The sequence below is a fragment of the Amycolatopsis sp. NPDC098790 genome (assembly GCF_044759945.1).
Taxonomy (GTDB): Bacteria; Actinomycetota; Actinomycetes; order Mycobacteriales; family Pseudonocardiaceae; genus Amycolatopsis.
Genome location: NZ_JBIWAI010000001.1, coordinates 1,328,924 through 1,353,028, shown reverse-complemented (window position 1 = coordinate 1,353,028; position 24,105 = coordinate 1,328,924). Strand labels below are relative to the sequence as shown.

The following is a 24,105-nucleotide window of genomic DNA, read 5'->3' as shown; positions in this document are numbered from 1 at the left end:
CCTACGAAAGCTCCGCGGAGCTTTCGTAGGGAAAGTGAGGCCTCAGGTACGGCCCTTGCCGCCGAAGCCGCCGCTGATCCGGCGCAGCACCGCGCGCGGCAGCAGGCCGCCGACCGCGACGACGGCCTTGTACTGCAGGCTCGGCACCGAGATCACCTTGCCGCGACGCAGGTCCGTGAGCGCCTCGCCGACCACCTGTTCGACACCCAGCCAGGCGATTTTCGGGCCCGGTTTCCCGATGCCGGCCCGCTGGTGGAACTCGGTCGCGGTGAAACCGGGGCAGAGCGCCATCATCCGGACACCCTTCGGCAGCGAAGCGGCGATGCCTTCGGTGAACGACGTGACCCAGTTCTTGCTGGCCGTGTACGTCGAACCGCGGCCGCTGAAGAACCCCGCGACGCTGCTGACCTGGATGATGTCGCCGTGACCGCGCTCGATCATGCCGGGCAGCACGGCCCGGGTCAGCCGCAGGACGGCGGTGACGTTGACGTCGAGCTGGCGCTGCAGCGCGTCCGGCGGGATGGTCCAGAAGTCGCCGTTCAGCCCGAACCCGGCGTTGTTGACCAGCAGGTCGACCGGCCCGGCGGCGAGCCGCTCCTCGACGGCCGCCCGGCCGTCCACTTCGGACAGATCGGCGGGCAGCACCTCGACGGCGACCCCGTGCTGTTCCCGCAGCTCACCGGCGTAGGCCTCCAGCCGCGCGGTGTCACGCGCGACGAGCACGAGGTCGTACTTCTCGGCGGCGAGCGTGCGCGCGAACTGCGCGCCGATGCCCGCGGTGGCTCCGGTGATGAGAGCGGTGGTGGTCATGTGGGTGAACGATACCCACAGGTCAGGGCCTCCGCGTGCAGCCGTTTCGGCGTCGGGTTATCGTCCCGCGCATGGGTAAGCACAGCAGGCGCAAGAGCGGCTACCTGCCCAAGGTCGCCGCGCCCGTGGCCCTCCTGTTCGCGGCCCCCGCGACGGCGCTCGCGTCCCCGGCCGACCTGTCCCTGCCCGTCGACCACCGGCACACCATGACGCTCGACAACGACGGCGACACGCTGTCAGCGGGCCGCCGCGACTTCGTCGGCAAGCAGCTCGGCGACGTCCGGATCGCGGCCGACCGCACGGAAGCGGTCGCCACGCGGGGCGACCGCGCGGGCGCGGTCGAGCGGGCCCGCCACGGCGTCTGGCTGGGCAACGGCGTCGACGTCCTGAGCGAGAACGCCGAGCAGCTCGACGCCGGGCTCTTCACCGGAGACCTCTCGGGCGGGGTCGCCGTGCGGCGGTCGTCCGGGCAGGCGGTGGACCTCGGCCGGCTGGGCGCGGTCGGGACGACGTCGGAGCAGCACGTCATCGGCAGCTTCGCGGGCGACCTCGAGGTCGGGCAGACGCACGAACTCGGCGGCCAGCTCGGCCCGGCGTCCGGCCTGCTCAAGACGTCAGCCGGCTCCTTCAGCGGCGACCTCGGGGTCGACCACGTGGTGCACGTCCAGGGCGGGACGACGTCGTTGCGCGGCACGCTGGCGGCCAGCGTGCTCGACCAGCCGGTTCTTTAGTCCTGCGGCTCGGCGGGCGGCGGGATCGGCGTCCCGGCGGCGGGAGTCGGCGGGTTGCCGCCGGCGGACGGGATCGGCGCGCTCGCCTGGTGGCGGCCCGCGTCGTAGTCCTCGTCGAACGGGTCGACGATGTCCGCGATCTCGCCGAGGTCGCGCAGCAGCCGCTCGAGCCGGGACGGGCCGGCGGTCGGGACGACGCTGGCGAGCACCCACTCGGCCTCGAGCCACGCCACGCCGACGTCGCCGCCGAGCTGGTCCGCGGCGTCGACGAGCTCCTGGGTGATGACCACGCGGGCGCCGTCGGCGTCGTCCGCGAACGCGTAGCGCGAACCGATCGGGCCGAGCATCTCCGGCATGTCGGCGCGCTGGAACGGCACGCTGGACAGCCACATCTCGATGGGGATCCGGTGCTTCTTGTTGCAGCGCACGGCGACGACGACCGCGGGGATCTGCCCCTCCGACTCGATGTCGAAGATGAACACCGGGCGGCGGCCGTCGGAGGTGAAGGTCGACCCCGCGACGACGTTCACGGCGGCGTCCGCGCCGAAGTAGCCGATCGCACCGCCGGACCACTGCTGCGGCAGCCGTTCGTCCTCTTCGACGAACTGCCAGCCGCGCAACTGGGCCCAGCGCATGCGCTCGCGGTTGCGCGAGCCCTCCTTCGCCCGGTCGGCAGCGAGCAGCCCGAGGCCCGCCACCAGGGCGACGGCCGCGATGACGAACCAGATCCACGCCGGAATACCCACGACGTGCAGGGTATCGCCTGCTACGCCGAAGAGATGATCGCCGGTACCCGTGTCGCCGGGCCCGTTCGGAGCATTTCCCCGGCACTGAGTCGACAAATCGCCACAACTCACCACTGTGGACGCCACGCCCGAGTGGTCCGCCGCGGCTGGTCGTGAGTGAGAAACAGTGTTCTAACACTGTTTCTCACTCACGAGCGGTCAGACGCGCTCGACGGTCAGCGAGTCGCCCGCCTCCAGGGCCGGGATGTCGACGCGCACGGTGTCGCCGTCCCGGATCTCGCCCAACAGCAGCTCCTTCGCCAGCTTGTCGCCGATCGCCGACTGGACCAGCCGCCGCAGCGGGCGGGCGCCGTAGATCGGGTCGAAGCCGTTCAGCGCCAGCCACTCGCGGGCGCCGTCCGTCACGTCCAGGTTCAGCCGCCGCTGCGCGAGCCGCGCCGCCAGCCGGGCCACCTGGATGTCCACAATGGACGTCAGCTGCTCGGTGCCGAGCGAGTGGAACACGACGATGTCGTCGAGCCGGTTGAGGAACTCCGGCTTGAACTGCCGCTGGACCACGTTCAGCACCGCGTCCCGCCGCTGCCGCTCGTCGAGCGACGGGTCGGCGATGGCCTGCGAACCGAGGTTCGAGGTCAGGATCAGGATGGTGTTGCGGAAGTCCACCGTCCGGCCCTGTCCGTCGGTCAGCCGACCGTCGTCGAGGACCTGCAGCAGCACGTCGAAGACGTCCGGGTGGGCCTTTTCGACCTCGTCGAGCAGAACCACCGAGTACGGCCGGCGCCGGACGGCCTCGGTCAGCTGGCCGCCCTGGTCGTAGCCGACGTACCCGGGCGGGGCACCGACCAGGCGCGCCACCGAGTGCTTCTCGGCGTACTCGCTCATGTCGATGCGCTGCATCGCGCGCTCGTCGTCGAACAGGAACTCCGCCAGCGCCTTGGCCAGCTCGGTCTTGCCGACGCCGGTCGGGCCGAGGAACAGGAACGAGCCGGTCGGGCGGTCGGGGTCGGCGACGCCGGCCCGGCTGCGGCGCACCGCGTCCGCGACGACCTGCACGGCCTCGGCCTGCCCGATGACCCGCCTGCCGAGCTCCTCCTCCATCCGGAGCAGCTTGCCGGTCTCGCCTTCGAGCAGCCGGCCCGCCGGGATGCCGGTCCACGCGGCCACGACGTCGGCGACGTCGTCCGCGCCGACCTCTTCCTTCAGCATCACGTTCTGCTGGCTGGCCTCGCTCGCCTCGGTGGCCGCTTCGAACTCCTTCTCCAGCGCCGGGATCCGGCCGTAGCGCAGCTCGGCGGCCTTGCCGAGGTCACCGTCGCGCTCGGCGCGTTCGGACTCGCCGCGCAGCTGCTCCAGCTGCTCCTTCAGCTCACGGACCTTCTCGATCGAGCCCTTCTCGTTCTGCCAGCGCGCGGTCAACGCGGTCAGCGTCTCGCGCTTCTCGGCCAGCTCCGCGCGCAACGCGTTGAGCCGTTCCTTCGAAGCGGCGTCGCTCTCCTTCGCGAGCGCCATCTCCTCGATCTCCAGGCGACGCACGGCCCGCTCGACCTCGTCGATCTCCACCGGCCGAGAGTCGATCTCCATGCGCAGCTTGGACGCGGCCTCGTCGACCAGGTCGATGGCCTTGTCCGGCAGGAAGCGCGCGGTGATGTAGCGGTCGGACAGCGTCGCGGCGGCGACCAGCGCGGCGTCCGTGATCCGGACCCCGTGGTGCACCTCGTAGCGCTCCTTGAGCCCGCGCAGGATCGCGATCGTGTCCTCCGGCGACGGCTCGCCGACCAGCACCTGCTGGAAGCGCCGCTCCAGGGCGGCGTCCTTCTCGATGTGCTGGCGGTACTCGTCGAGGGTGGTCGCGCCGACCATCCGCAGCTCGCCGCGGGCGAGCATCGGCTTGATCATGTTGCCGGCGTCCATCGCGCCCTCGCCGGTCGCGCCGGCGCCGACGATCGTGTGCAGCTCGTCGATGAACGTGACGACCTCGCCCGCGGAGTCGGTGATCTCCTTGAGCACGGCCTTCAGCCGCTCCTCGAACTCGCCGCGGAACTTCGCGCCGGCCACCATCGACCCGAGGTCGAGGGCGACGACGCGCTTGCCGCGCAGCGACTCGGGCACGTCCCCGGCGACGATGCGCTGGGCCAGGCCCTCGACGATGGCCGTCTTGCCGACGCCCGGCTCGCCGATCAGGACCGGGTTGTTCTTCGTGCGCCGCGACAGCACCTGCACGACGCGGCGGATCTCGGTGTCGCGGCCGATGACCGGGTCGAGCTCGCCGGCGCGGGCGCGCTCGGTCAGGTCGACGCCGTACTTCTCGAGCGCCTTGAACGTGCTCTCCGGGTCTTCGCTGGTGATCCGGGCGGAACCGCGGACCTTGACGAACGCCTCCTGCAGCGCGTCCGGCGTCGCGCCGTGGCGCTTGAGCAGGTCGGCGACCTGGCCGCCTTCGGTGGCGAGCCCGACGAGCAGGTGCTCGGTCGAGACGTACTCGTCGCCCAGCTCGGTGGCCAGCTTCTGCGCGCGCGTCAGCGACTTCACGGCGAAGGTGTCGAACTGCGGGCTCGACACCGTCGCGCCGGTCGCGGACGGCAGCGCCGCGATCAGCGGCTCGAGCTCCTTGTGCACCACCCCCGGGTCGGCCCCGACCGCGGTCAGCAGCGGCGCGGTCAGCCCTTCACCCTGCGCCAGCAGGGCGCCCAGCAGGTGGGCGGCCGACACGTGCGGGTTGCCGGCCATGGTGGCCGCCTGCGCCGCGGACGAGATCGCCTGCTGGGTCTTCGTGGTCGGGTTGAAAGCGTCCATCCCTCACCTCATGCTCGGTACATCAAAAGTCCTGGTGACAGGCCTGACCCAGGCCCGTCACTATCCTTAACGCACGAAAACTTGAGTCTGTTCCGCTCAACTCTGACCGGGTGCGACGGCGCCCGCCGGCAACCGGGAGCCCAGCGTGCCGAGCCCGGCCACGGCGAGGCCGGCGCACGCCCCGACCAGCACCCAGGGTAACCAGTCCGCGACCGAGAACAACGCCACCACGGCGGGTGCGAGGACTTGCGCCACGGTGAACGCGTACTGGTACGCAGCCAGATAACGGCCGCGGGCGACCGGAGGTGCCGCGGCTTCGGCGAGCGCACCCGAACGCGGGCCGAAGACCAGGTCGCCGGCGGCGAAGATGAGGGTCGACACCAGCAGGTACGCCACCTGCCAGCCGTCCGGCACGAGCAGCACGCCGAGGGTGACCAGGCACCACGCCGCGAACAGCGCCGAGCCCGCGCGCATCGCCGCGATCCGGGTCAGGTGGGCGGTGAGCCGCAGCGCGAGCGTGCCGCCGACGCTGGTCAGCACGGTCAGCAGCGCGAGGATCGCGCCGGGCAGCCAGGCCGGACCGTGCAGCCGGTCGAGCACGAACACCGGCGTGCCGATGAGGAAGAAGTCGAGCGAGAGCCCGAACAGCCCGCTGAAGAGGATCAAGGCGAGGTACGGCCGGTCGCGCAGCACCTTCACCGACCGTTCGCACTGCGGTTTGTGCGGCCGCGCGAGCCGGACGAACAGGGCGAGGACCGACGCGGCCACGAAGAACGTCACCGCGTCGAGAACGAGCGCGACCCGGTACCCGCCCGCGCCGAGCCAGGTCAGCAACGCACCCGCGACGAGCCCACCGAGGCCGAAGCAGCCGGCCCGCACCATCCCCACTTCGGCGAACGGCCGATCCTTCTGGACGTCGCCCGCGACGTCGGCGATGAGCACGAAGAGGGAGCTGTAGAAGAGCTGCTGGCCGGTGGCGAGCAGCACCGCGGCCGCCACGACCGGGCCGGCGGCGTCGGCGAGCAGGTACGCGCCCGCGCCGGCGGCCTGCAGCAGCTGGGCGCCGATGACCACGGTCCGTGGTCCGACGCGGTCGACGAGCCGGCCCGCCAGCGGCGGCACGACCAGCCCGCCGATGGTGCCGAGCGTGACGGCCGTGCCCGCCATCGCGAGCGGCACACCGACCACCTGCGTCACGTAGACCAGCGCCAAGGGGAGGAACAGACCTGAGCCGAAGTTGTCGATCCCCAGCGCGCACAGCAGTGCGACCCGGCTACGCGTCACCTACCGACGTTAACCCTGGGGCCCGCCGCCGGGTCAGGCCCGAACGGAGACTTTCCGGCGTGCGAAATGCAACTGCCGGTGCTCCTTCACGGGCACTCCGTCACTTGTTCGTGTCGGCCAGGCAGGCCGCGCTGCCGAGCGCCCGCCGGAGGTCGGCGTTCATCTCGGCGAGCCGTCCGGTGAGGTCGGTGACGCGCTCGTCGTCCCAGCCGCCGAGCGCCTTCTCCATGAACTCGAGGTAGTTGACCCGCCAGCGCGCGAGCTCGGCCCGGCCCTTCTCGGACACGCTCACCAGGGACGCGCGGCCGTCTTCGGGTGCGGGACGGCGGTCCACCAGCCCGGCGGCGGACAGCTGCGTGATCTGCCTGCTGACCACCGAGAGGTCGACGAACCGGCGCTTGGCCAGCTCGGACGGCCTGGCTTCGCCGTTCTTCGCGAGGTCCGACAGCAGCATCGCGGCCGCCGGGTGCAGCCCCGGCTGGTCCTGCCAGGCCTGCATGACCCAGGCGTGCTGGAGCTGCGACGCGGTCTTCAGCTCACGCATGAGCTCGACCCGGACGTCGTCGTCGGTGTCGTCGAAGCCCATCGGGCCCTCCCTGTGATTACTTGTGCAATACAAGTTTATTGCCCGTCGCTTGCGCGAGCAAGGATCACCCCGGTGAGGTCGCCCACGCCGTCACCGGCCGCAATACACCCGGTCGGAGCAACAATGCGGGCAAAAGGGCGCCCGGCGGCTACCCTGCGGACGGACCGCGCGCGCGGCGCGGCCGAGTGACAGAGGTGCAGCAGTGGCGATGGATCCAGGAGGCGGCCGCAACCCATGACCGCCGACTCGGTCAGCCCGTTCCCCAGGTCTTCGGCCCCGCGTGAAGCACCCGCGGCCGTCACGGCGATGGTCCGGCTCATCCGGGACAGCTGGGCCAAGTCGGAGCCCTACATCGCCGAAATCTCCCAGTTCTTCTACGGGATGCTGTTCACCCTCGCGCCGACCACGCGCGACTTCTTCCCGATCAACATGGAGATCCAGCGCGGCAGGCTGGTGCGCGCGCTCGTGCACATCGTGCAGATGGTCGACCGGCCCGACGACCTCGCGCCGTTCCTGCGGCAGCTGGGCCGTGACCACCGCAAGTTCGGCGTGGTCCCGCGCCACTACGAAGCCGTCGGGACGGCGCTGCTCGCGTCGCTGAAGAACCACCTCGGCCGGGAGTGGACGCCCCAGGTCGAGCGCGCGTGGGCCGAGGCGTTCACCATCGCCGCGCGGGCCATGCAGGACGCCGCCGCGGCCGACACGAACCCGCCGTCGTGGTCGGCCACCGTCGTCGAGCACCGGCGGCTGACCTGGGACCTCGCCCTGGTCCGGCTGGTGCCCGACCAGCCCGTGCCCTACCACCCGGGCCAGTACGTGAGCGTCGAAGTCCCGCAGCGGCCACGGCTGTGGCGCTACCTCTCACCGGCGAACGCGCCGCGTGAGGACGGCGGCATCGAGTTCCACGTCCGCGCCATCGACGGCGGCTGGGTGTCCAGGGCGATAGTCAGCCACACCCAGCCCGGCGACGTCTGGCGGCTCGGCCCGCCACTCGGGCGGATGACGGTCGACCGCGAAGGGTCACGAGGCGTGCTGATGGTCGCGGGCGGCACGGGCGTCGCGCCGCTGCGGTCGATCCTCGACCACCTCGCACTGTGGGGTGAGAACCCTAAGACGCACCTCTTCTACGGTGGACAGTCCCGCGAGGACCTGTACGACCTCGAGGAGCTGCGCGCGCTCGCGTCGGTCAACCCCTGGCTGTCCGTCACGCCGGTGGTCGAGCGCGGCGGCGACGTCCCCGGGTTCGAGCAGGGCACGCTGGCCGAAGCGGTCACGCGGTACGGCGCCTGGCCGGAGCACGACATCCTCGTCTCCGGCTCGCCGGCGATGATCCGCGCGACGGTGTCGCGCATGCTGGTCGCGGGCAGCGCGCTGGACCAGATCCAGTACGACCCGTTCACGATCGACTAGCACCCCCATTCCGGACACTCGGGTCCGGTGCACAAATCGAACGAACTGCGGGAATTGTTACGCGCCTCGCGTAAACCGTCCGGGTGATCGTTTTTACGCTGCGCCAGACGGGGTTGACCGCGTGTGGCGAAATTGCTCCGTTCGAGCGGACCACGCGGAATCACGCGCATCTGCACGGGAATTCGCCTACAGTCGGGAACCCTCGGGGGCGGCACCGCACGGCGACGCCGCACACACGGCACCAAAAAAAGCCATTGCACGACTGGAGAACACCGTTCCCGATGAACGCTGAATCACTGAAGGTCTCGCCGTTGCCCCCGGCCGTTCCGGTTTCGGCCGTGGAAGGCCGCGAACTGGCCAAACTCATTCGTGAAAGTTTTGCGGAGATCGAACCGAAAGCCGACGAACTCGCGCAGTACTTCTACGGCGCGTTGTTCGTCATCGCGCCCGATTGCCGTGACCTCTTCCCGGTCACCATGGCGAACCAGCGGAGCCGGTTGCTGCGCGCGATCGTGTACGTCGTGCAGATGGTCGACCGGCCCGACGAGCTGGCCACGTTCCTCGCGCAGCTGGGCCGCGACCACCGCAAGTTCGCCGTCGTCTCCCGCCACTACGACGCCGTCGGGGTCGCGCTGCTGGCCGCGTTGAAGCGGTTCCTCAAGCAGAAGTGGACGCACGAGGTGGAGTGCGCGTGGACGACGGCGTACGGGCTCATCGCCAAGACCATGCGCGAGGCCGCGCAGGCCGAGACCGGCCCGGCGTCGTGGGCGGCGCGGGTGCTCGACCACCGCAAGCTGTCCCGCGACGTCGCGATGGTCCGGGTGCAGACCGAGGGCCTGCTGCCGTACCGGGCCGGCAGCTACGTGAGCGTGGAGGTGCCGCAGCGGCCGCGGATGTGGCGTTACCTCTCCCCGGCGGGCGCGCCGCGCGGCGACGGCCAGATGACGTTCCACGTGCGCGCGGTACCCGGCGGCTGGGTCAGCGGCAGCATCGTCAACCACACGAAACAGGGGGACGTCTGGCGGCTCGGGCCGGCGATGGGCACGCTCAACGTGCGCCCGACCGCGACGCGCAAGCGGCTGCTGATGATCGCCGGCGGGACCGGGGTCACGCCGTTCGTCTCGATCCTCGACGACCTCGCGCACTGGAAGCGCAACCCGCCGGTGCACCTGTTCTTCGGCGGCCGAAGACCGGAGGACCTGTACGCGCTGGACGACCTCCGGCGGCTGACGGCGGTGTCGAAGTGGCTGACGGTCACCCCGGTCACCGAGGAGGGCGCGGTGCCGGGCGGCGACCGCGGCACGCTCGCCCACGCGGTGACCCAGCGCGGCGCGTGGAAGGACCACGACGTCCTCGTCTCCGGCTCGCCGGAGATGATCCGGGCGACGATCGCGAAGCTGCTGGCCGCCGGCGTCGAGCTCGAGCGCATCCGCTTCGACCCGTTCACCATGGACTGAGGGATTTCGGCGGGCCGCTTGGATTCTCGCTATCTTCGCGGATATGGAGATGACTATTCCGGTTCCGGACGGGACCATCGGCGGCTACCTGGCGGAGCCCGCGGGCGAGGGGCCGCACCCGGGCGTCGTGCTGATCCACGACGCGTTCGGGCTGAGCCAGGACACGAAGAACATCACCGACCGCTTCGCCGCGGAGGGCTACCTCGCGCTCAGCCCGGACCTGTACTCGCGCGGCGGGATGCGCCGCTGCGTGCGTCGCGTGTTCTCGGACATGTTCGCGAACCAGGGCCGGACGTTCGACGACATCGAGGCGTCGCGCGCGCTTCTGGCAGAGCGGCCGGACTCGTCGGGCCGGATCGGCATCGCCGGCTTCTGCATGGGCGGCGGCTTCGCGCTCGTCGCGGCGTCACGCGGCTTCGAGGCGTCGGCGCCCTACTACGGGCAGCTGCCGAAGAACCTGTCGGTCCTCGACGACGCGTGCCCGATCGTCGCGAGCTTCGGCAAGAAGGACTTCTCGCTGCGCGGCGCGGCGGCGAAGCTCGAGACGGCGCTCACCGAGCGTTCGATCCCGCACGACGTCAAGGAGTACGACGGCGCGAGCCACGGGTTCGCCAACAAGATCGAGGTCGCGGCGCCGCTGAACCTGCTGCTCAAGGTCGTCGGGTTCACCTACCACCACGGGGCGTCGGAAGACGCGTGGCGCCGGGTGACGGCGTTCTTCGGCGAACACCTGCAGCAACCGGCCCGACCTTCGCACTGAGCCGAGCGGGCTAGCGATCTCGCCGAACGGCTGTAGTTGATTGACCGTTGTGCCCGAATCGACTTATGGTCTAGACCACATCTTCCCCGGATGTGCTCGTTCGTCCTCCCCCTGGAACAACGCTGTTCCCCATCGAGGAGCCGAAATGACCTGGAACAGAAAGCTTTTCGCGGCCGCTGCCGGTGTCCTGCTCGCCCCGGTGCTGGTCGTCGTCCTCCCCGCCACCACCGCGAGCGCGCACGGATACATCTCCGACCCACCCAGCCGGCAGGCCAACTGCGCGGCCGGGAAGGTGCCCAACTGCGGTCAGATCGTCTACGAACCCCAGAGCGTCGAAGGTCCCAAGGGCCTGCGCAGCTGCAACGCCGGGCTGGGGCAGTTCGCCGAGCTGGCCGACGAGTCGAAGCCGTGGCCCGCCAAGTCGGTCGGCACGACGGTGACGTTCAACTGGGTGTTCACCGCCCGGCACGCGACGTCGAACTACGAGTACTACATCGGCGGCACGCGCGTCGCGAACATCGCGGGCAACAACCAGCAGCCCCCGGCGACCGTGCAGCACACGGTGAACCTGGCCGGCTACTCGGGCCGCGTGAAGGTGCTGGCGATCTGGAACATCTCCGACACGGCCAACGCGTTCTACAGCTGCGTCGACCTCCAGATCGGCGGGGGCGGCCCGACCACCCCGCCGCCGACCACGACGACTCCGCCCCCGACCACGACCCGCCCGCCGACCACGACGCCGACGACCCCGCCTTCGAGCGGAACGTGGGCGGCCGGGACGGCGTACAAGGTCGGTGACACGGTCACGTACAACGGGGTGAGCTACCGCTGCATCCAGCCGCACACGGCGATCGCGGGCTGGGAGCCGCCGAACACCCCGGCGCTCTGGCAGCGCCAGTGAGGGTATGGCTCGCCGCTGTCGCGCTGCTGCTGACGGGTTGCAGCGCGACGGCGGCTCCACCCGCGTACAACGCGGCCGACGTGATGTTCCTGCAGATGCTGATCCCGCAGAACCAGCAGGGCATCGACGTCGTCCGGCTGGCCGCGGACCGTCCGCTGCCAGCGGCGTTGAAGGAGCTGGCGGCGGCGATCGAGTCGACCCAGCAGACGGAGATCACCGACATGAGGAACTGGCTCACGGCGTGGGGCCAGCCCGAGTCGATGGACATGAACCCCCAGGCCCACGCGGGCCACGGTGGCATGAAGATGACGGCACCGGACGTGCTGGGAGCGCTCCGCACGGCGCCGGCCGCCGAGTTCCCGCGCAAGTTCCTCGACGTGTTGACGGGTCAGCAGCAGGGCGCGGTCGAGCTGGCCCAGACGGAGAACTCGGCGAACGGCGGGGTCAACGCCCAGGTCCGTGATCTGGCCCGGCGGGTGATCGAGTCGCGGACCGCCGAGGTGAAGCAGCTGTTGAACTTCAAGGTGTGACGTCCCCGCGGCCCCGGGGTGCCGGCCGCGAGCAGCCTCCTGCCCGGCTGCTCGCGGCCGGTGCGGTTCCGGTTGCGGGCTTGCCTGCGCGCCACCCCGGCCGCGGCCCTTCCCTGCGCCACCCCGGCCACCCCTGCGGTCGCAGTCCCTCCCCGCGCGCCACCCCGGGCGCCCCGGCAACCGCCCCGGCGCCGAAATTCGCTTGGCCGCCTTCCCGCGCCCCACTAACCTCGCGAACATGATGTTCTCCTTCGCCGTCTTCGCGAGGTTACGCAACCGCCGCTAGCGGCGGCGCACCGAACTCTCTTTTCCCTGCCCGCCGTTCCGGCCATCGCCGGGCGGCCGCTCTTGTGCTGCCCGGCTCCCACCAGAGCTGCGGAGCATCCCTTGAACCCCCTTGCGACCGAACACGCCCATCTGCGCGCGGACGGCGTCGGCGTCACGCTCGGCTCCCGCCGCGTCCTGCACGACGTGAGCGTCACCGTGTCGGCCCGGTCCCGGCTGGCCATCGTCGGCGAAAACGGGCGCGGCAAGACCACCCTGCTGCACGTCCTCGCCGGGCTGCGGACCCCCGACCACGGCACCGTCCACCGCACGGGCACGGTCGGCGTCGCCCGGCAGGCCCTGCCGTTCCGGTCCGGCGAAACCGTCGGCACGCTGACCACCGAAGCCCTTCGCGAAGCCCACGACGCCTTGCGAGCACTCGACGTGGCGGCGGTCCCCTTCGACGAAGACCGCTACGCCACGGCGCTCGAAGCGGCCACGCGCCTCGACGCGTGGGACGCCGAACGCCGCGTCGACGTCGCCCTCGAAGCCCTCGCCGCCTGCACCGATCGGAGCCGCGAACTGAGCACGCTGTCGGTCGGGCAGCGCTACCGCGTGCGGCTGGCCTGCCTGCTCGGCGCGCGGCACGACTTCCTGCTGCTCGACGAGCCAGGCAACCACCTCGACGCCGACGGTCTCGCGTTCCTCACCGCCCGCCTGCGCGGGCACGACGGCGGCGTCGCGCTGGTCAGCCACGACCGCGCACTGCTCGCCGACGTCGCTTCGGAGTTCCTCGACCTCGACCCCAGCCAGGACGGCCGCCCGCGCGTGTACGCCGGCGGGTACCAAGCCTGGCAGGACGGCCGCCGCCGCGACCGCGAGCGCTGGCTGCAGGAGTTCGAGGAGCAGCAGGACACGCACCGGCAGCTGACGCTCGCGGTGACGCAGGCCCGCGACCGGCTCAGCACGGGCTGGCGGCCGGACAAGGGCACTGGCCGTCACCAGCGCCAGTCACGCGCACCCGGCGTGGTCCAGGCGCTGAACCGGGAACGCGCGGCGTTGGAGGCGCACCGCGTGACGGTGCCGGAGCCGCCGTTGTCGTTGCGCTGGCCCGATTTCGGCACCAGCCCCCGCCGCTCGCTGGTCGACGTGCACGAGGTCGCCGTGGCCGGCCGCCTCCGGAGGCCGGTCACGCTGACGATCGCCCGGGGTGACCGGCTACTCGTGACGGGCGGCAACGGCACCGGCAAGTCGACGTTCCTGTCGGCCCTGACCGGCGAGCTGGCCCCGACGAGCGGCGCGGTCCGCCGGGCTCCCGACGCGCGGATCGCGTTGGTGGGCCAGGAAGTTCCGGCGTGGCCGGAGGAGCTGACGGCACGCCGGCTGTTCGAGCGCGAGGGTGTCCCGTTCTCGGCCATGGGCCTGCTCGACGCGGAGGCGGTGCGCACGCCGGTGGGCCGGATGTCCCAGGGCCAGCAGCGGCGGCTCGACCTGGCGTTGCGCCTGGCCGGGCGTCCGGACCTGCTGGTGTTCGACGAGCCGACCAACCACCTGTCGGCAACGCTGGTCGAGGAGCTGACGGAGGCGTTGCGGACCACCCCGGCCGCGGTGGTGGTGGCCACGCACGACCGCCGGATGCTGGCGGATCTGGCGACCTGGCCTCGATTGGAGCTGTGACGCAAGAAGGCCTCCCCGGTCGCCCGGGGAGGCCTTCTTCGCTCCAGCGGTCAGCGGCGCTTGGGCCGCCAGACCACCAGCGCGGTCTGCTGGTTGAGCGGGACCAGGTCCCGGCGGTAGGACGCGTGCGCGGCCGCCGCGGCCTGTTCCCCCGCGGCGTACGCCGCCGCCAGTTCCTCGGTGATCTCCGCGAGCCGGGCCCGCAGCGCGTCGACCTGGTTCTCCAGCTCGATGATGCGCTTGATGCCTGCCAGGTTCACACCGTCCTCTTGGGACAGACGTTGCACCTCGCGCAGCAGCGCGATGTCCCGCATCGAGTAGCGTCGCCCGCCACCGGCCGTGCGGCCCGGCGACACCAGGCCCTGCCGGTCGTACGTGCGCAGTGTCTGCGCGTGCATCCCGGCGAGCTGGGCCGCCACCGAGATGACGAACACCGGGGTCTCTTCGTCGCCCTCCTGCGGAATCCCGCCGAACATCCCACTCACCTGCCTTCGAGCAGCTCAGTGATCTCGGGCCGGGGGTCGTGCCCGGCCATCGACTCGGCGTACGCCTGCAGTGCCTCGCGCGCCTTGTCGTCCAGTTTGGCGGGAATCGCGGCCTGGAGGGTGACGAGCAGGTCACCTTGCGAACCGTCGCGCTTGGCGATGCCCTTGCCGCGCACGCGCAGTACCCGCCCGCTCGCCGTGCCCGGCGGCACCTTGAGCGAGACCTTGGCGTCCAGCGTCGGCACCGTGATCGTGGTGCCGAGCGTCAGCTCGGTGAAGTCCACCGGCACGGTGAGCGTCAGGTCGAGTGACTTCGGCTTGCGGCCGAACAACGCGTGCGGAGCCACGTGCACCCGGACGTACAAGTCGCCCGCCTGCGCGCCACCCCGGCCCGGTTCGCCCTGGCCCGCCAGCCGGATCCGCTGGTCGTCGTCGACGCCCGGCGGGATCCGGACGGTGAGCGTGCGGGTCCGCGTGCTGACCCCTTCGCCGCCGCACTCCGGGCACGGGTCGTCGATGATCTGCCCGCGGCCGCGGCAGTCGCGGCACGGCTCGGAGAACGCGAACGCGCCCTGGCTGCGGCTGACCAGCCCCGACCCGGAACAGGTCGGGCAGGTCCGCGGCGACGTGCCCGGCTTCGCGCCGTTGCCGCCGCACGTCGAACAGGTCGCCGGGCTCGACAGCCGCAGCGGCAGGGTCGCGCCCTTGACCGCCTCGGTGAAGTCGATCCGGACGTCGGTCTCGACGTCGGCACCGCGCTGCGGCCGGTTGGCCGTCGCGCCCGCCGACGCCCGGCCGCGGCCGAACAGCCCGCCGAGGATGTCGCCGAGCCCGCCGAAGCCGCCCTGCTGGCCGGCCCCGGCCTGGCCGAAGATGTCGCCCATGTCGAAGCCGCCGGCCCCGCCGCTGCCGCCGGGGAAGTTGAACCCGCCCCCGGCGCCGCCGAACAGGCGCCGCGCCTCGTCGTACTCCTTGCGCTTGCTCGCGTCGGAGAGCACGCCGTAGGCCTCGGAGACCGCCTTGAACTTCTGCTCCGCCTGCGCGTTGCCGGCGTTCGCGTCCGGGTGGTTCTCCTTGGCCAGCTTGCGGTAGGCCTTCTTGATCTCGTCCGCGGTGGCGTCGGAGGAGACGCCCAGCTCACGGTAGAAGTCCTTACCGATCCATTCCCGTGCGCTCATCGGGCGTCTCCTCCTCCCACTGGGTTCTTCTTACTGCTGCTGGTCATCGAGTCCGCCGCCGAGTGGCAGCTCGCCACCGACGGACGGGTCCACCGGGGCCGCGCCGGGCTCGTGGTCGGTCACGCCGACCAGCGCCGCCCGCAGTACGCGGTCCCCGAAGCGGTAGCCGCGGCGCATGACCACGGTGACCGTCGGTCCCGCCACGTCCGGCGAGGTGTTGTGCTGCACGGCCTCGTGGACGCTCGGGTCGAAGGCTTCGCCCTCGGAGCCGAACGACTCGAGACCCGCGCGCTGCAGGCCGCTGATCAGCTTGTCGCCGACCGCCTTGAACGCGCCGGTGAGGTCACCGTGCTGCTCGGCCCGCTCGAGGTCGTCGAGCAGCGGCAGCAGGTCGTTCACCACGGTCGCCTTCGCGCCGAGGACGACCGCCTCGCGGTCGCGCTCGACCCGCTTGCGGTAGTTGGCGTACTCCGCTTGCAGGCGCTGGAGGTCGGCGGTGCGCTCGGCCAGCTCCTTCTCGACGTCGGAGACGACCGACACCGAATCGTCCACAATGGACTCACCCAGCGAGGGGCCCGCGTGCTCCACGGGCGCCTCGTCGGGGTCCGGCGCGGCGTGGGCCGGACCGGGCGGGCGGACCTGCCCGGTCTGGGGGTCCACCCGACGCCGGTCCCGCACGACCACCGGCTCCTCGGGGCCGCGGCCCTGGTTCTCGGATTCGTCGTAGCTGTGGGTCACTTCTTCTCGTCCTCTTCGACGATCTCGGCGTCCACCACGTCATCGGCCTTGGCCTGGCCGCCGGCCGCACCGGCGTCCCCGGCCGCACCGGCACCCGCGGCGCCCTCGGCGCCCGGCTGAGCGGCGTTCGCGTTGGCGTACAGGGCGGTGCCCAGCTCCTGCGAAGCGGTGTTCAGCTTCTCGATCGACTCGCGGATCTTCGCCGAGTCGGTGCCCTTGAGCGCCTCGTTCGACTCGTCGATCGCGGACTTGACCTTGCCCTTGAGGTCCTCGGGCAGCTTGTCGTCGTTGTCCTTGAGGAACTTCTCGGTCTGGTAGACCAGCGTCTCGGCCTGGTTGCGGGTCTCGGCCTCTTCGCGGCGGGTCTTGTCCTCCTCGGCGTGCGCCTCGGCGTCCTTGACCATGCGCTCGATGTCGTCCTTCGGCAGCGCGGAGCCACCGGTGATCGTCATCGACTGCTCCTTGTTCGTGCCCAGGTCCTTCGCCAGGACGTGCACGATGCCGTTCGCGTCGATGTCGAAGGTGACCTCGATCTGCGGCACGCCACGCGGGGCGGGCGGGAGGCCGGTCAGCTCGAACATGCCGAGCTTCTTGTTGTGCGCGGCGATCTCGCGCTCACCCTGGAACACCTGGATCTGCACCGACGGCTGGTTGTCGTCCGCGGTGGAGAAGATCTCCGAGCGCTTGGTCGGGATCGTGGTGTTGCGCTCGATGAGCTTGGTGAACACGCCACCCTTGGTCTCGATGCCCAGCGACAGCGGGGTGACGTCCAGCAGCAGGACGTCCTTGACCTCGCCCTTCAGGACACCGGCCTGCAGCGCCGCGCCGACGGCGACGACCTCGTCCGGGTTCACGCCCTTGTTCGGCTCGCGGCCGCCGGTCAGCTCCTTGACCAGGTCCGACACGGCCGGCATGCGGGTGGAACCACCGACGAGCACGACGTGGTCGATGTCGCCGACGGCGATGCCCGCGTCGCGGATCACGTTGTTGAACGGGTTCCGGGTGCGCTCGAGCAGGTCCGAGGTGATCTTCTGGAACTCGGCGCGCGAGAGCTGCTCGTCGAGGAACAGCGGGTTCTTGTCGGCGTCGACCGTGATGTAGGGCAGGTTGATGCCGGCCGAGTTCGAGCTGGACAGCTCGATCTTCGCCTTCTCCGCCGCCTCGCGGATGCGCTGCAGCGCCATCTTGTCCTTGGTGAGGTCGATGCCGTTCGTGGCCTTGAACTTGTCGACCAGCCACTTGACGATGCGCTCGTCCCAGTCGTCACCACCGAGGTGGTTGTCACCGGAGGTCGCGCGGACCTCGACGACGCCCTCGCCGATCTCCAGCAGCGAGACGTCGAAGGTGCCACCACCGAGGTCGAAGACCAGGATGGTCTGCTCCTTCTCGCCCTTGTCCAGGCCGTACGCCAGCGCGGCGGCGGTCGGCTCGTTGACGATGCGGAGCACGTTCAGGCCGGCGATCTGGCCGGCTTCCTTGGTGGCCTGCCGCTGCGCGTCCTCGAAGTACGCCGGGACGGTGATCACCGCGTCGGTGATGGTCTCGCCCAAGTACGCCTCGGCGTCACGCTTGAGCTTCATCAGCACCCGGGCGCTGATCTCCTGCGACGTGTAGTTCTTGCCGTCGATCTCGGTCTTCCAGTCGGTGCCGATGTGCCGCTTCACGGACCGGATCGTCCGGTCGACGTTCGTCACGGCCTGGTTCTTCGCCGGCTGACCGGTCAGCACTTCGCCGTTCTTGGCGAAGGCGACGATCGAAGGGGTGGTCCGGGAGCCTTCCGAGTTGGCGATGACCGTCGGCTCGCCGCCCTCAAGGACGGCGACGACCGAGTTGGTCGTGCCGAGGTCGATGCCGACCGCTCGCGCCATGGTGCTTTCCTCCTGTGTAAGCCTGCTATGTTCGTGACCTGCACGTTCGCCACCGCCTTGAGCGGGGCCTTGGCAAGTTTAGTCGGGCCGTCGCGCACCTCGTCAAGTCGGACTTGAGTCGACTGCGCTCAACCTTCGTACCCAGCCTAACGAGGCACTCCGGGTTCTTGTTCCCGGGTTCACCGGCAGAGTTGGCGGGAACCGGGTGTGAGCCCGCTCACCAGGTAGTTCACCTCGGCTTCCCGGGCGCACGCGGAGTTGAACAGCCCCGTGTGGCCGTCGTCGGTGCGGGTGAGCAGGGCCGCGCCGTCGATGCTCGACGCCAAGGCGCGGGCCCAGGACAGCGGCGTCGCCGGGTCGTGAGCGCCGCCCACCACCAGGATCGGCGGGGCGCCGTGGACCGGGTGCGGCTGGGGCGGGTTCTTCGCCGGGACCGGCCAGCCCGTGCAGCCGCTGGTGAAGTCCCAGAACTCCGAGTACCGCCAGCTGTGCGGCGCCACCGCGCGAAGCAGCCCGGCCGTCAGTGCCATGTCGGCCGGCCCGGTGAACGGCGACGGGAAGTCGTGGCAGCCGATCGCCCGGTACGCCCCGTAGATCGGCGACAGAAACTGGTTTCGCTCGGTCAGCCCGCGCGCGTCCGGGAACTCGCCACCGGCCGCGGCCAGAGCCTTGCCCAGCGCCGGCCACTCCTCGCGGATGTAGAGGTGGTTGTAGACGCCCGCCGAGACCTCGTCGGCCGTCGCCGAGCGGCCCAGGTCGCCCGCCCACACCGCGCCGTGCGAGGCCCGGGCCACGACGTCGTCGTAGAAGCGGAGGACGTCCTGCCCGTGCAGGGCGCACTCGGCCGAGCCACGGCACCAGCCCGCGAACCGGACCAGCGCGTCCTCGGTCGCCGCCGCCTCCTCGAGGATCGCCTGACGCAGTGGCCGGGCGTGGTCGACGGCGCCGTCGAGCACCATCGTGCGCACCCGGTCGGGGTGCTTCGACGCGTAGACCGCGCCCAGCTCGGTGCCGTACGACAGGCCCAGCCACGAGATCTTCGGCTCGCCGAGCGCCACGCGGATCGTCTCGATGTCGTCGGCCGCGCTCTGCGTGTCCGCGTTCGCCAGCAACGGCCCGGTCCGGGCCACGCAGTCCTCGCCCGCCGCGCGGTTGTGCGCGACCAGCGCGTCGAAGCTCGCACGGGAAGCGGGGAACCGGTCCAGCGCCGGGTCGAAGAGCGTCCCGGGGTCGCACGTGATGCGCGGCGTGCTGAACCAGTCGCCGCGCGGGTCGAAGCCCACGACGTCGAACCGCTGCCGCAGCCGTGCGAGGTCCGGCGAAGCCAGCCCGCCGAACTGCACGAACCCGACGCCGGAGCCACCCGGCCCGCCGGGGTTCACCAGCAGCGAGCCGATCCGATGTGACGGATCGGCGGCCGGCAACCGCGCCAGCGCGAGCCGCGCCGACCCCAGTTCCGGTCGCGCACGGTCGATCGGCACGTCGACCGTCGCGCATTCGGCCGTCGGTTCCTGCTGCGTCGCACACGCGTGCCACGACAGCGAAGGAGCCGCTGAGGCGACCGCCGGCACGACCCCCATGACCACGACCGCCGCGATGACCGCGACGACCCGGCGCACGTCCATGATGTGGTTCCTCCCCCTGCACGCCGTCCTTCGGCGCACCCCATTCCTAACAGCGACCCCCGACAGTTCAGGAGCGGCGGCCGGTCCAGGAAGAGAAGAAGAAATCCGAGTTTCCTTGCCGCACAACGACTTCCGCCGGAGTACCGACCCAGGAAGTCACTCGATAGTGGGAATCCGCGGCGACCGGCACCCCCTGCGCCGGCGCCGCGGTCTCCTCCCCACGCGTGAACCCCACGACGCCGAACATCGCGACGGCCCCCAGCAACGCGGCCGCCAGCACGCGCCGTTCGATCTTGCCCATGGTGAAAGTGCCCCCGTAGTAAGGAAGGTCAGGCCGCGCGGACCGTGACGCTGCCGCTGTCGGTCGTGAGGTCGAGCGTGTTCGGCGCGGACCCGTCGGTCGGGACGTCGACGGTGCGGTGCCCGCTGTCGCTGTCACCGACGACGCGGTACGGCCCGCCCGGCACCTCGACGTCGATGCTGCCGCTGTCCGCCTTGATCTTGACGTTGTTCGCCTGGGCCAGCGTGAAGTCGACGCTCCCGCTCGACGCCGTCACGTCGACCGGCCCGCGCACCCCGGTGCCCTTGATGCTGCCCGAGTCGGCGTGCACCTGGACCTCGCCGACGTCCGACAGGTCGATCCCGCCGCTTTCCAGCCGCAGCTTCACGAGGCCCGGCACGTCTTCGACGCGGGCGTGCCCGGAGTCCGACTGGACGTCCACGCTCGCCACCCCGGCGACGTCCAGGCCGCCCGAGTCCAGCCGGCCGGTCACCGGCACGCCGGCGGGGACGACGACCTCGAAGTCGACCGAGCAGTTGTTCCCGCAGTCGGTGAGCACGAGCTGGTCGCCGTCGACGCGGAAGAACGTGTCGCCCGGCTTGCTGCGCCAGTGGTAATTGACTTTTTCGCGCACTGTGGACGGTCCCGTCCCGGTGCGGATCTTCACCGACCCCGAGTCGCCTTCCAGCTTCACGCTGCGAATCGTCTCCGAAAGGGTCTTGCTGTTCTCGAAGTCCGATCCCCAGCCCCAGCCGAACGCGGTCGCCAGGCCGACGCCGATCAGGACGATGCCACCCAGAGCCAGAAGCGGGCGCGCCATGGTCGTTCCCCTCAGTTGTTTCCTCTGCGTGAGAAACGTTATGGCCGGGTGCGGTGCGCGCACATGGGGGTAACCCCCCGAAAGAACCCTGAGATCCGTCCCTGACACGCGGGGGCGGGTCGAGGGGCCTAACCTGGCGCCAGGCTCAGTTCCGTGATCAGGAGGATCCATGCCGCAAGCACCCGGCCCGTACGAATCCCTGCCCGACGTGCCGTCCTTCACCCTCCGCAGCAACGACGTCGCCGACGGCGAAACCCTCGCCACACCCCACCTTTCCGGCATCTTCGGCGCGGGCGGCGAGGACCGTTCGCCGCAGCTGGCGTGGGAAGGCTTCCCGGCGGAGACGAAGAGCTTCGCGGTGACGTGCTACGACCCGGACGCCCCGACCGGCAGTGGTTTCTGGCACTGGGCCGTGTTCAACCTGCCGGCCTCGGTGACGGAGCTGGCCTCGGGAGCGGGCGACGGTGCGGGTCTGCCGGAAGGCGCGGTGACGTTGAAGGGCGACGGCGGGGTGAAGCAGTTCCTCGGCGCGGCGCCCCCGCCCGGGCACGGCCCGCACCGTTATTACTTCGCGGTGCACGCGCTGGATGTGGACAAGCTGGACGTCCCGGAGGACGCGACCCCGGCGTTCCTCGGCTTCAACATGTTCGGCCACACGTTGGCCCGCGCGGTGATCACGCCGGTGTACGAGAACAAGGGCTGAGGTTTTCCCGGGCCCGGTGCTGTTGCGGATCGGCAACGGTGCCGGGCCCGTTTTTGTCGGTGCCCGATGACACACTGCGGTCATGTCACCACCGATAGCGACACCCCGGTCGAGAGCGCTGGGGTTCGGGTTGCGGACGGCACGCTTGGCACGCGGGTACGGCCTTCGCGAGCTGGCGCGGGCGACGGACGTGCATCCCGCCGAACTCTCCAATTGGGAGCTTGGGTTGCGGGTGCCCAAGATGGAGGAGGTCGCGCTCCTGCTCGGGCAGCTACGCGTGGGGTTGGCCGAGCGGAACCGGTTGCTCGAACTGGCCGAGCACGCCCGGGAGCCCAACTGGCTTGAGTCGACAGTGGCACCCGAGGTCGCCGCCCACGCCGAATTCGAGCGCGCGGCGACGACGGTGTTCACCTGGCAGCCGATCCTGATGCCCGGGTTGCTGCAGACCGAGGACTACATCCGCGCTGTCGTAGCGCTTCCTCAGCGCACCAGGGAGGAGGTCGAGCGGCTGACCGCGGTCAAGCTGGCCCGGCAGGAGCGGCTTCGCGGCCCGGATCGGCTGGACTACACGGTCCTGCTCGGCGAGTCCGCGTTGCGGCGGGGCTTCGGCGGCCCGGCGGCCATGGCGGAGCAGCTTCGCCGGCTGCTCACGGCGATGAACCGGGAGAACATCGGGCTGCGGATCCTCCCGGCGACTGACCACGGCCACCCCGGGGTGTGGGGCTCGTTCTCGATCCTGGAGTTCCCGGCGCTGCCGCCCATCGTCTTTCTGGAGCAGTACCAGGGCTGCGCCTACCTCTACGATGACGATCAGGTGGCGGCCTACCGCGCCGCCATCGGATCCATGACCTCCCTCGCGCTGAGCGAGCCCGACTCCGCGCAGCTCCTCCGGGAGGTGATCGGCGAACTGGAGGCCTGACATGCACTGGCGGAAATCGAGCCACAGCGCGGATGCGGACTGCGTGGAGGTTGCCCTCGCTCAGGTGGTGCGGATCCGCGACACCAAGGACCGCCCGGGCGGAACCCTCGAAATCTCCACCCGATCGTGGGACGCCTTCCTACAGCTCACCGCAACGACTCCGCGTTGACGCCTTCGCGCTCCAGATAGCGCCCCTTGGTGTGCTCGCCGAAGCCGAACTGCCGGTACAGCCCGTGCGCGTCCGCCGTGTGCAGCATCCAGCGGAAACCGGCGCCCGGCCCGTTGTCGATCATCTCGCGCACGATCTCCTTGCCGAGACCGGTTCCCCGGGCGGAGTCGACGACGAACACGTCCGCCAGGTACGCCGAGCCGACGCCGTCGGAGAAGGCCCGCGCGAAGCCGACCAGCTCGGACCCGCGGTAGGCGCCGACGACCCGCCAAGAGCCGTCGATCGCGGCTTCGACCTGCGCACGCGTCCGCCAGCGACCCCAGTAGGCCTCGGTGGACAAGAACTTCCACACCACCTCGAGGTCGAGCCGCGCGCGATCGTCGTCCAGTTCGTACTCACCGAAGGTTCGCATGATCCGAAGCTAACTACCCCGTCAACGCGGTTTCAGCAGGTAGTCCACCACCGGACGCAGCTCTTCCGCGGACGGCGGCTCGTCGTCGATCAGCCCCTGGATGAGCAGGCCGTCGATGCCCGCGAGGAACACCCGGAACGCCACTTCGTCGTCGTGGCGGACCATCGACGTCAGGACGTCCAGCCAGCGACGCGCGGCCGGCCGCAACTCGGGCTTGCGCGCCGCCAGGAGGTACAGCTCGTACTCGGCCATCGTCCGGCCGCGGCGTGGCCCCAACGCCTCGGCGAGCAGGCCGGCGACTTCCGAAGCGCCGCGCGAACCGCGTGACCGGGCCCGGTCGATCATCCAGTACACCTCGGTCGCCATGTCGCGGGCGCACGAGATGAGCGTCGCGACCAGCAGGTCGTCCAGGGACGAAAAGTGGTACGTCGTGGACGTCGTCGGGACGCCGGCCTCGGCTGCGACCGTCCGGTGGGTGACGCCCGCGACGCCGTCGCGCTCGATCACCCGCAGCGTCGCCTCGATGATCTCCGCGCGCCGCTTGTCGCCCCGCGCTTTACGGCCGTCGACCTGCAGTTTCACGTCGATGCACTCCCGATCTCGATCAGCACGACACCGCCGATGACCAGGGCCAGTCCGGCGATCATCGCCGCGTTGACCGGCTCCTTCAGGAACACCACCCCGACGATCGCCACCAGTGCGACGCCGGCCGCGGCCCAGATCGCGTACGCGACCCCGATCGGCAACCCCATCTTCAGCACGTACGACAGCGCGACGAACGCGACGGCGTACCCGGCCACCACGACGATCGACGGCCCGAGCTTGGAGAAGCCCTCGGAGAGCTTCAGCGAGACCGTCGCGGAGACCTCGGCGGCGATCGCCAACGCGAGGAGAAGGTACGCACCCATAGGGTGAAAAGTACCTGAACGATCGTCCCAAAACAAAGAGCGACGTACACC

General features: G+C 70.7%; 25 protein-coding genes. 10 read left to right on the top strand and 15 right to left on the bottom strand.

Annotated features, from left to right (window positions below; translation table 11 throughout):
- Positions 1–42 precede the first annotated feature (42 nt).
- Entirely contained in the window at positions 43–810 is a 768-nt protein-coding gene (locus ACIQWX_RS06730) for an SDR family NAD(P)-dependent oxidoreductase (RefSeq protein WP_400866547.1), read from the bottom strand.
- A 71-nt stretch (positions 811–881) separates the two neighbouring features.
- On the opposite strand from ACIQWX_RS06730, the gene ACIQWX_RS06725 reads away from it, so the two are divergent.
- Positions 882–1,541, top strand: coding sequence for a hypothetical protein (locus ACIQWX_RS06725; protein ID WP_400866544.1), 660 nt, complete (start codon positions 882–884; stop codon positions 1,539–1,541).
- Here the strand turns inward: ACIQWX_RS06725 and ACIQWX_RS06720 are convergent.
- From ACIQWX_RS06720 to ACIQWX_RS06705, 4 genes are all read right to left on the bottom strand, one after another.
- Positions 1,538–2,287, bottom strand: a complete 750-nt coding sequence (locus ACIQWX_RS06720; protein ID WP_400866541.1) for a hypothetical protein — start codon at positions 2,285–2,287, stop codon at positions 1,538–1,540. The genes ACIQWX_RS06725 and ACIQWX_RS06720 overlap by 4 nt on opposite strands.
- Before the next feature lie 198 nt (positions 2,288–2,485).
- Positions 2,486–5,080 carry an ATP-dependent chaperone ClpB gene (gene clpB / locus ACIQWX_RS06715; RefSeq protein WP_400866538.1) on the bottom strand — a complete coding sequence of 865 codons (2,595 nt, stop codon included), beginning with the start codon at positions 5,078–5,080 and terminating at the stop codon, positions 2,486–2,488.
- A gap of 96 nt (positions 5,081–5,176) precedes the next feature.
- The gene (locus tag ACIQWX_RS06710; RefSeq protein WP_400866535.1) at positions 5,177–6,364 is read right to left on the bottom strand and encodes an MFS transporter; all 1,188 of its coding nucleotides are present in this window, start codon (positions 6,362–6,364) and stop codon (positions 5,177–5,179) included.
- A 100-nt stretch (positions 6,365–6,464) separates the two neighbouring features.
- Positions 6,465–6,950: a MarR family winged helix-turn-helix transcriptional regulator gene (locus ACIQWX_RS06705; RefSeq protein WP_400866532.1), complete on the bottom strand. Its 486-nt coding sequence runs from the start codon at positions 6,948–6,950 to the stop codon at positions 6,465–6,467.
- A 234-nt stretch (positions 6,951–7,184) separates the two neighbouring features.
- Between ACIQWX_RS06705 and ACIQWX_RS06700 the strand changes: the two genes are divergently transcribed.
- The 6 genes from ACIQWX_RS06700 to ACIQWX_RS06675 all read left to right on the top strand — a co-directional run bounded on the left by ACIQWX_RS06700 (position 7,185) and on the right by ACIQWX_RS06675 (position 13,949).
- Positions 7,185–8,360, top strand: coding sequence for a globin domain-containing protein (locus ACIQWX_RS06700; RefSeq protein WP_400866529.1), 1,176 nt, complete (start codon positions 7,185–7,187; stop codon positions 8,358–8,360).
- A 353-nt stretch (positions 8,361–8,713) separates the two neighbouring features.
- Complete coding sequence (locus ACIQWX_RS06695) at positions 8,714–9,817, top strand: globin domain-containing protein (RefSeq protein WP_400869422.1); 1,104 nt, start codon at positions 8,714–8,716, stop codon at positions 9,815–9,817.
- Between the two features lie 43 nt (positions 9,818–9,860).
- On the top strand, positions 9,861–10,577 hold the full coding sequence (locus ACIQWX_RS06690; protein WP_400866526.1) for a dienelactone hydrolase family protein: 717 nt from the start codon (positions 9,861–9,863) through the stop codon (positions 10,575–10,577).
- Positions 10,578–10,722: 145 nt separating this feature from the next.
- On the top strand, positions 10,723–11,478 hold the full coding sequence (locus tag ACIQWX_RS06685) for a lytic polysaccharide monooxygenase (RefSeq protein ID WP_400866523.1): 756 nt from the start codon (positions 10,723–10,725) through the stop codon (positions 11,476–11,478).
- Positions 11,475–12,008, top strand: a complete 534-nt coding sequence (locus ACIQWX_RS06680; protein ID WP_400866520.1) for a DUF305 domain-containing protein — start codon at positions 11,475–11,477, stop codon at positions 12,006–12,008. The genes ACIQWX_RS06685 and ACIQWX_RS06680 overlap by 4 nt, the downstream gene beginning before the upstream one ends.
- A 387-nt stretch (positions 12,009–12,395) precedes the next feature.
- The gene (locus tag ACIQWX_RS06675) at positions 12,396–13,949 is read left to right on the top strand and encodes an ABC-F family ATP-binding cassette domain-containing protein (protein ID WP_400866517.1); all 1,554 of its coding nucleotides are present in this window, start codon (positions 12,396–12,398) and stop codon (positions 13,947–13,949) included.
- A 50-nt stretch (positions 13,950–13,999) separates the two neighbouring features.
- On the opposite strand, the gene ACIQWX_RS06670 is transcribed toward ACIQWX_RS06675, so the two are convergent.
- The 7 genes from ACIQWX_RS06670 to ACIQWX_RS06640 form a co-directional block, all read right to left on the bottom strand.
- A complete protein-coding gene (locus ACIQWX_RS06670; protein WP_400866514.1) occupies positions 14,000–14,425 on the bottom strand; it encodes a heat shock protein transcriptional repressor HspR in 426 nt (141 codons plus the stop codon).
- Between the two features lie 5 nt (positions 14,426–14,430).
- A complete protein-coding gene (gene dnaJ, locus ACIQWX_RS06665; protein ID WP_400866511.1) occupies positions 14,431–15,612 on the bottom strand; it encodes a molecular chaperone DnaJ in 1,182 nt (393 codons plus the stop codon).
- Between the two features lie 30 nt (positions 15,613–15,642).
- Entirely contained in the window at positions 15,643–16,350 is a 708-nt protein-coding gene (grpE, locus tag ACIQWX_RS06660) for a nucleotide exchange factor GrpE (RefSeq protein WP_400866508.1), read from the bottom strand.
- Positions 16,347–18,218, bottom strand: a complete 1,872-nt coding sequence (gene dnaK / locus ACIQWX_RS06655) for a molecular chaperone DnaK (protein WP_086671117.1) — start codon at positions 18,216–18,218, stop codon at positions 16,347–16,349. The genes grpE and dnaK overlap by 4 nt, the downstream gene beginning before the upstream one ends.
- A 179-nt stretch (positions 18,219–18,397) precedes the next feature.
- On the bottom strand, positions 18,398–19,843 hold the full coding sequence (locus tag ACIQWX_RS06650; protein ID WP_400866504.1) for an alpha/beta hydrolase: 1,446 nt from the start codon (positions 19,841–19,843) through the stop codon (positions 18,398–18,400).
- A 67-nt stretch (positions 19,844–19,910) separates the two neighbouring features.
- The gene (locus tag ACIQWX_RS06645; RefSeq protein ID WP_400866501.1) at positions 19,911–20,144 is read right to left on the bottom strand and encodes a hypothetical protein; all 234 of its coding nucleotides are present in this window, start codon (positions 20,142–20,144) and stop codon (positions 19,911–19,913) included.
- A gap of 28 nt (positions 20,145–20,172) precedes the next feature.
- Positions 20,173–20,943 carry a DUF4097 family beta strand repeat-containing protein gene (locus ACIQWX_RS06640; protein WP_400866498.1) on the bottom strand — a complete coding sequence of 257 codons (771 nt, stop codon included), beginning with the start codon at positions 20,941–20,943 and terminating at the stop codon, positions 20,173–20,175.
- A gap of 169 nt (positions 20,944–21,112) precedes the next feature.
- On the opposite strand from ACIQWX_RS06640, the gene ACIQWX_RS06635 reads away from it, so the two are divergent.
- The 3 genes from ACIQWX_RS06635 to ACIQWX_RS06625 all read left to right on the top strand — a co-directional run bounded on the left by ACIQWX_RS06635 (position 21,113) and on the right by ACIQWX_RS06625 (position 22,734).
- Positions 21,113–21,646, top strand: a complete 534-nt coding sequence (locus ACIQWX_RS06635) for a YbhB/YbcL family Raf kinase inhibitor-like protein (RefSeq protein WP_400866495.1) — start codon at positions 21,113–21,115, stop codon at positions 21,644–21,646.
- Positions 21,647–21,728: 82 nt separating this feature from the next.
- Positions 21,729–22,565, top strand: a complete 837-nt coding sequence (locus ACIQWX_RS06630; RefSeq protein WP_400866492.1) for a helix-turn-helix transcriptional regulator — start codon at positions 21,729–21,731, stop codon at positions 22,563–22,565.
- A gap of 1 nt (position 22,566) precedes the next feature.
- Positions 22,567–22,734, top strand: coding sequence for a DUF397 domain-containing protein (locus ACIQWX_RS06625; RefSeq protein ID WP_400866489.1), 168 nt, complete (start codon positions 22,567–22,569; stop codon positions 22,732–22,734).
- Here the strand turns inward: ACIQWX_RS06625 and ACIQWX_RS06620 are convergent.
- The 3 genes from ACIQWX_RS06620 to ACIQWX_RS06610 are packed head-to-tail and all read right to left on the bottom strand — an operon-like array spanning position 22,712 to position 24,054.
- Positions 22,712–23,146 (bottom strand): GNAT family N-acetyltransferase, encoded by a 435-nt coding sequence (locus ACIQWX_RS06620; protein ID WP_400866486.1) that lies wholly within the window; start codon positions 23,144–23,146, stop codon positions 22,712–22,714. The two genes, ACIQWX_RS06625 and ACIQWX_RS06620, sit on opposite strands and share 23 nt — an antisense overlap.
- Before the next feature lie 21 nt (positions 23,147–23,167).
- Positions 23,168–23,728, bottom strand: a complete 561-nt coding sequence (locus ACIQWX_RS06615) for a TetR/AcrR family transcriptional regulator (protein WP_086671102.1) — start codon at positions 23,726–23,728, stop codon at positions 23,168–23,170.
- Positions 23,725–24,054 (bottom strand): multidrug efflux SMR transporter, encoded by a 330-nt coding sequence (locus ACIQWX_RS06610; RefSeq protein ID WP_086671101.1) that lies wholly within the window; start codon positions 24,052–24,054, stop codon positions 23,725–23,727. Before ACIQWX_RS06610 ends, ACIQWX_RS06615 begins: the two co-directional genes overlap by 4 nt.
- Between the last annotated feature and the right edge of the window lie 51 nt (positions 24,055–24,105).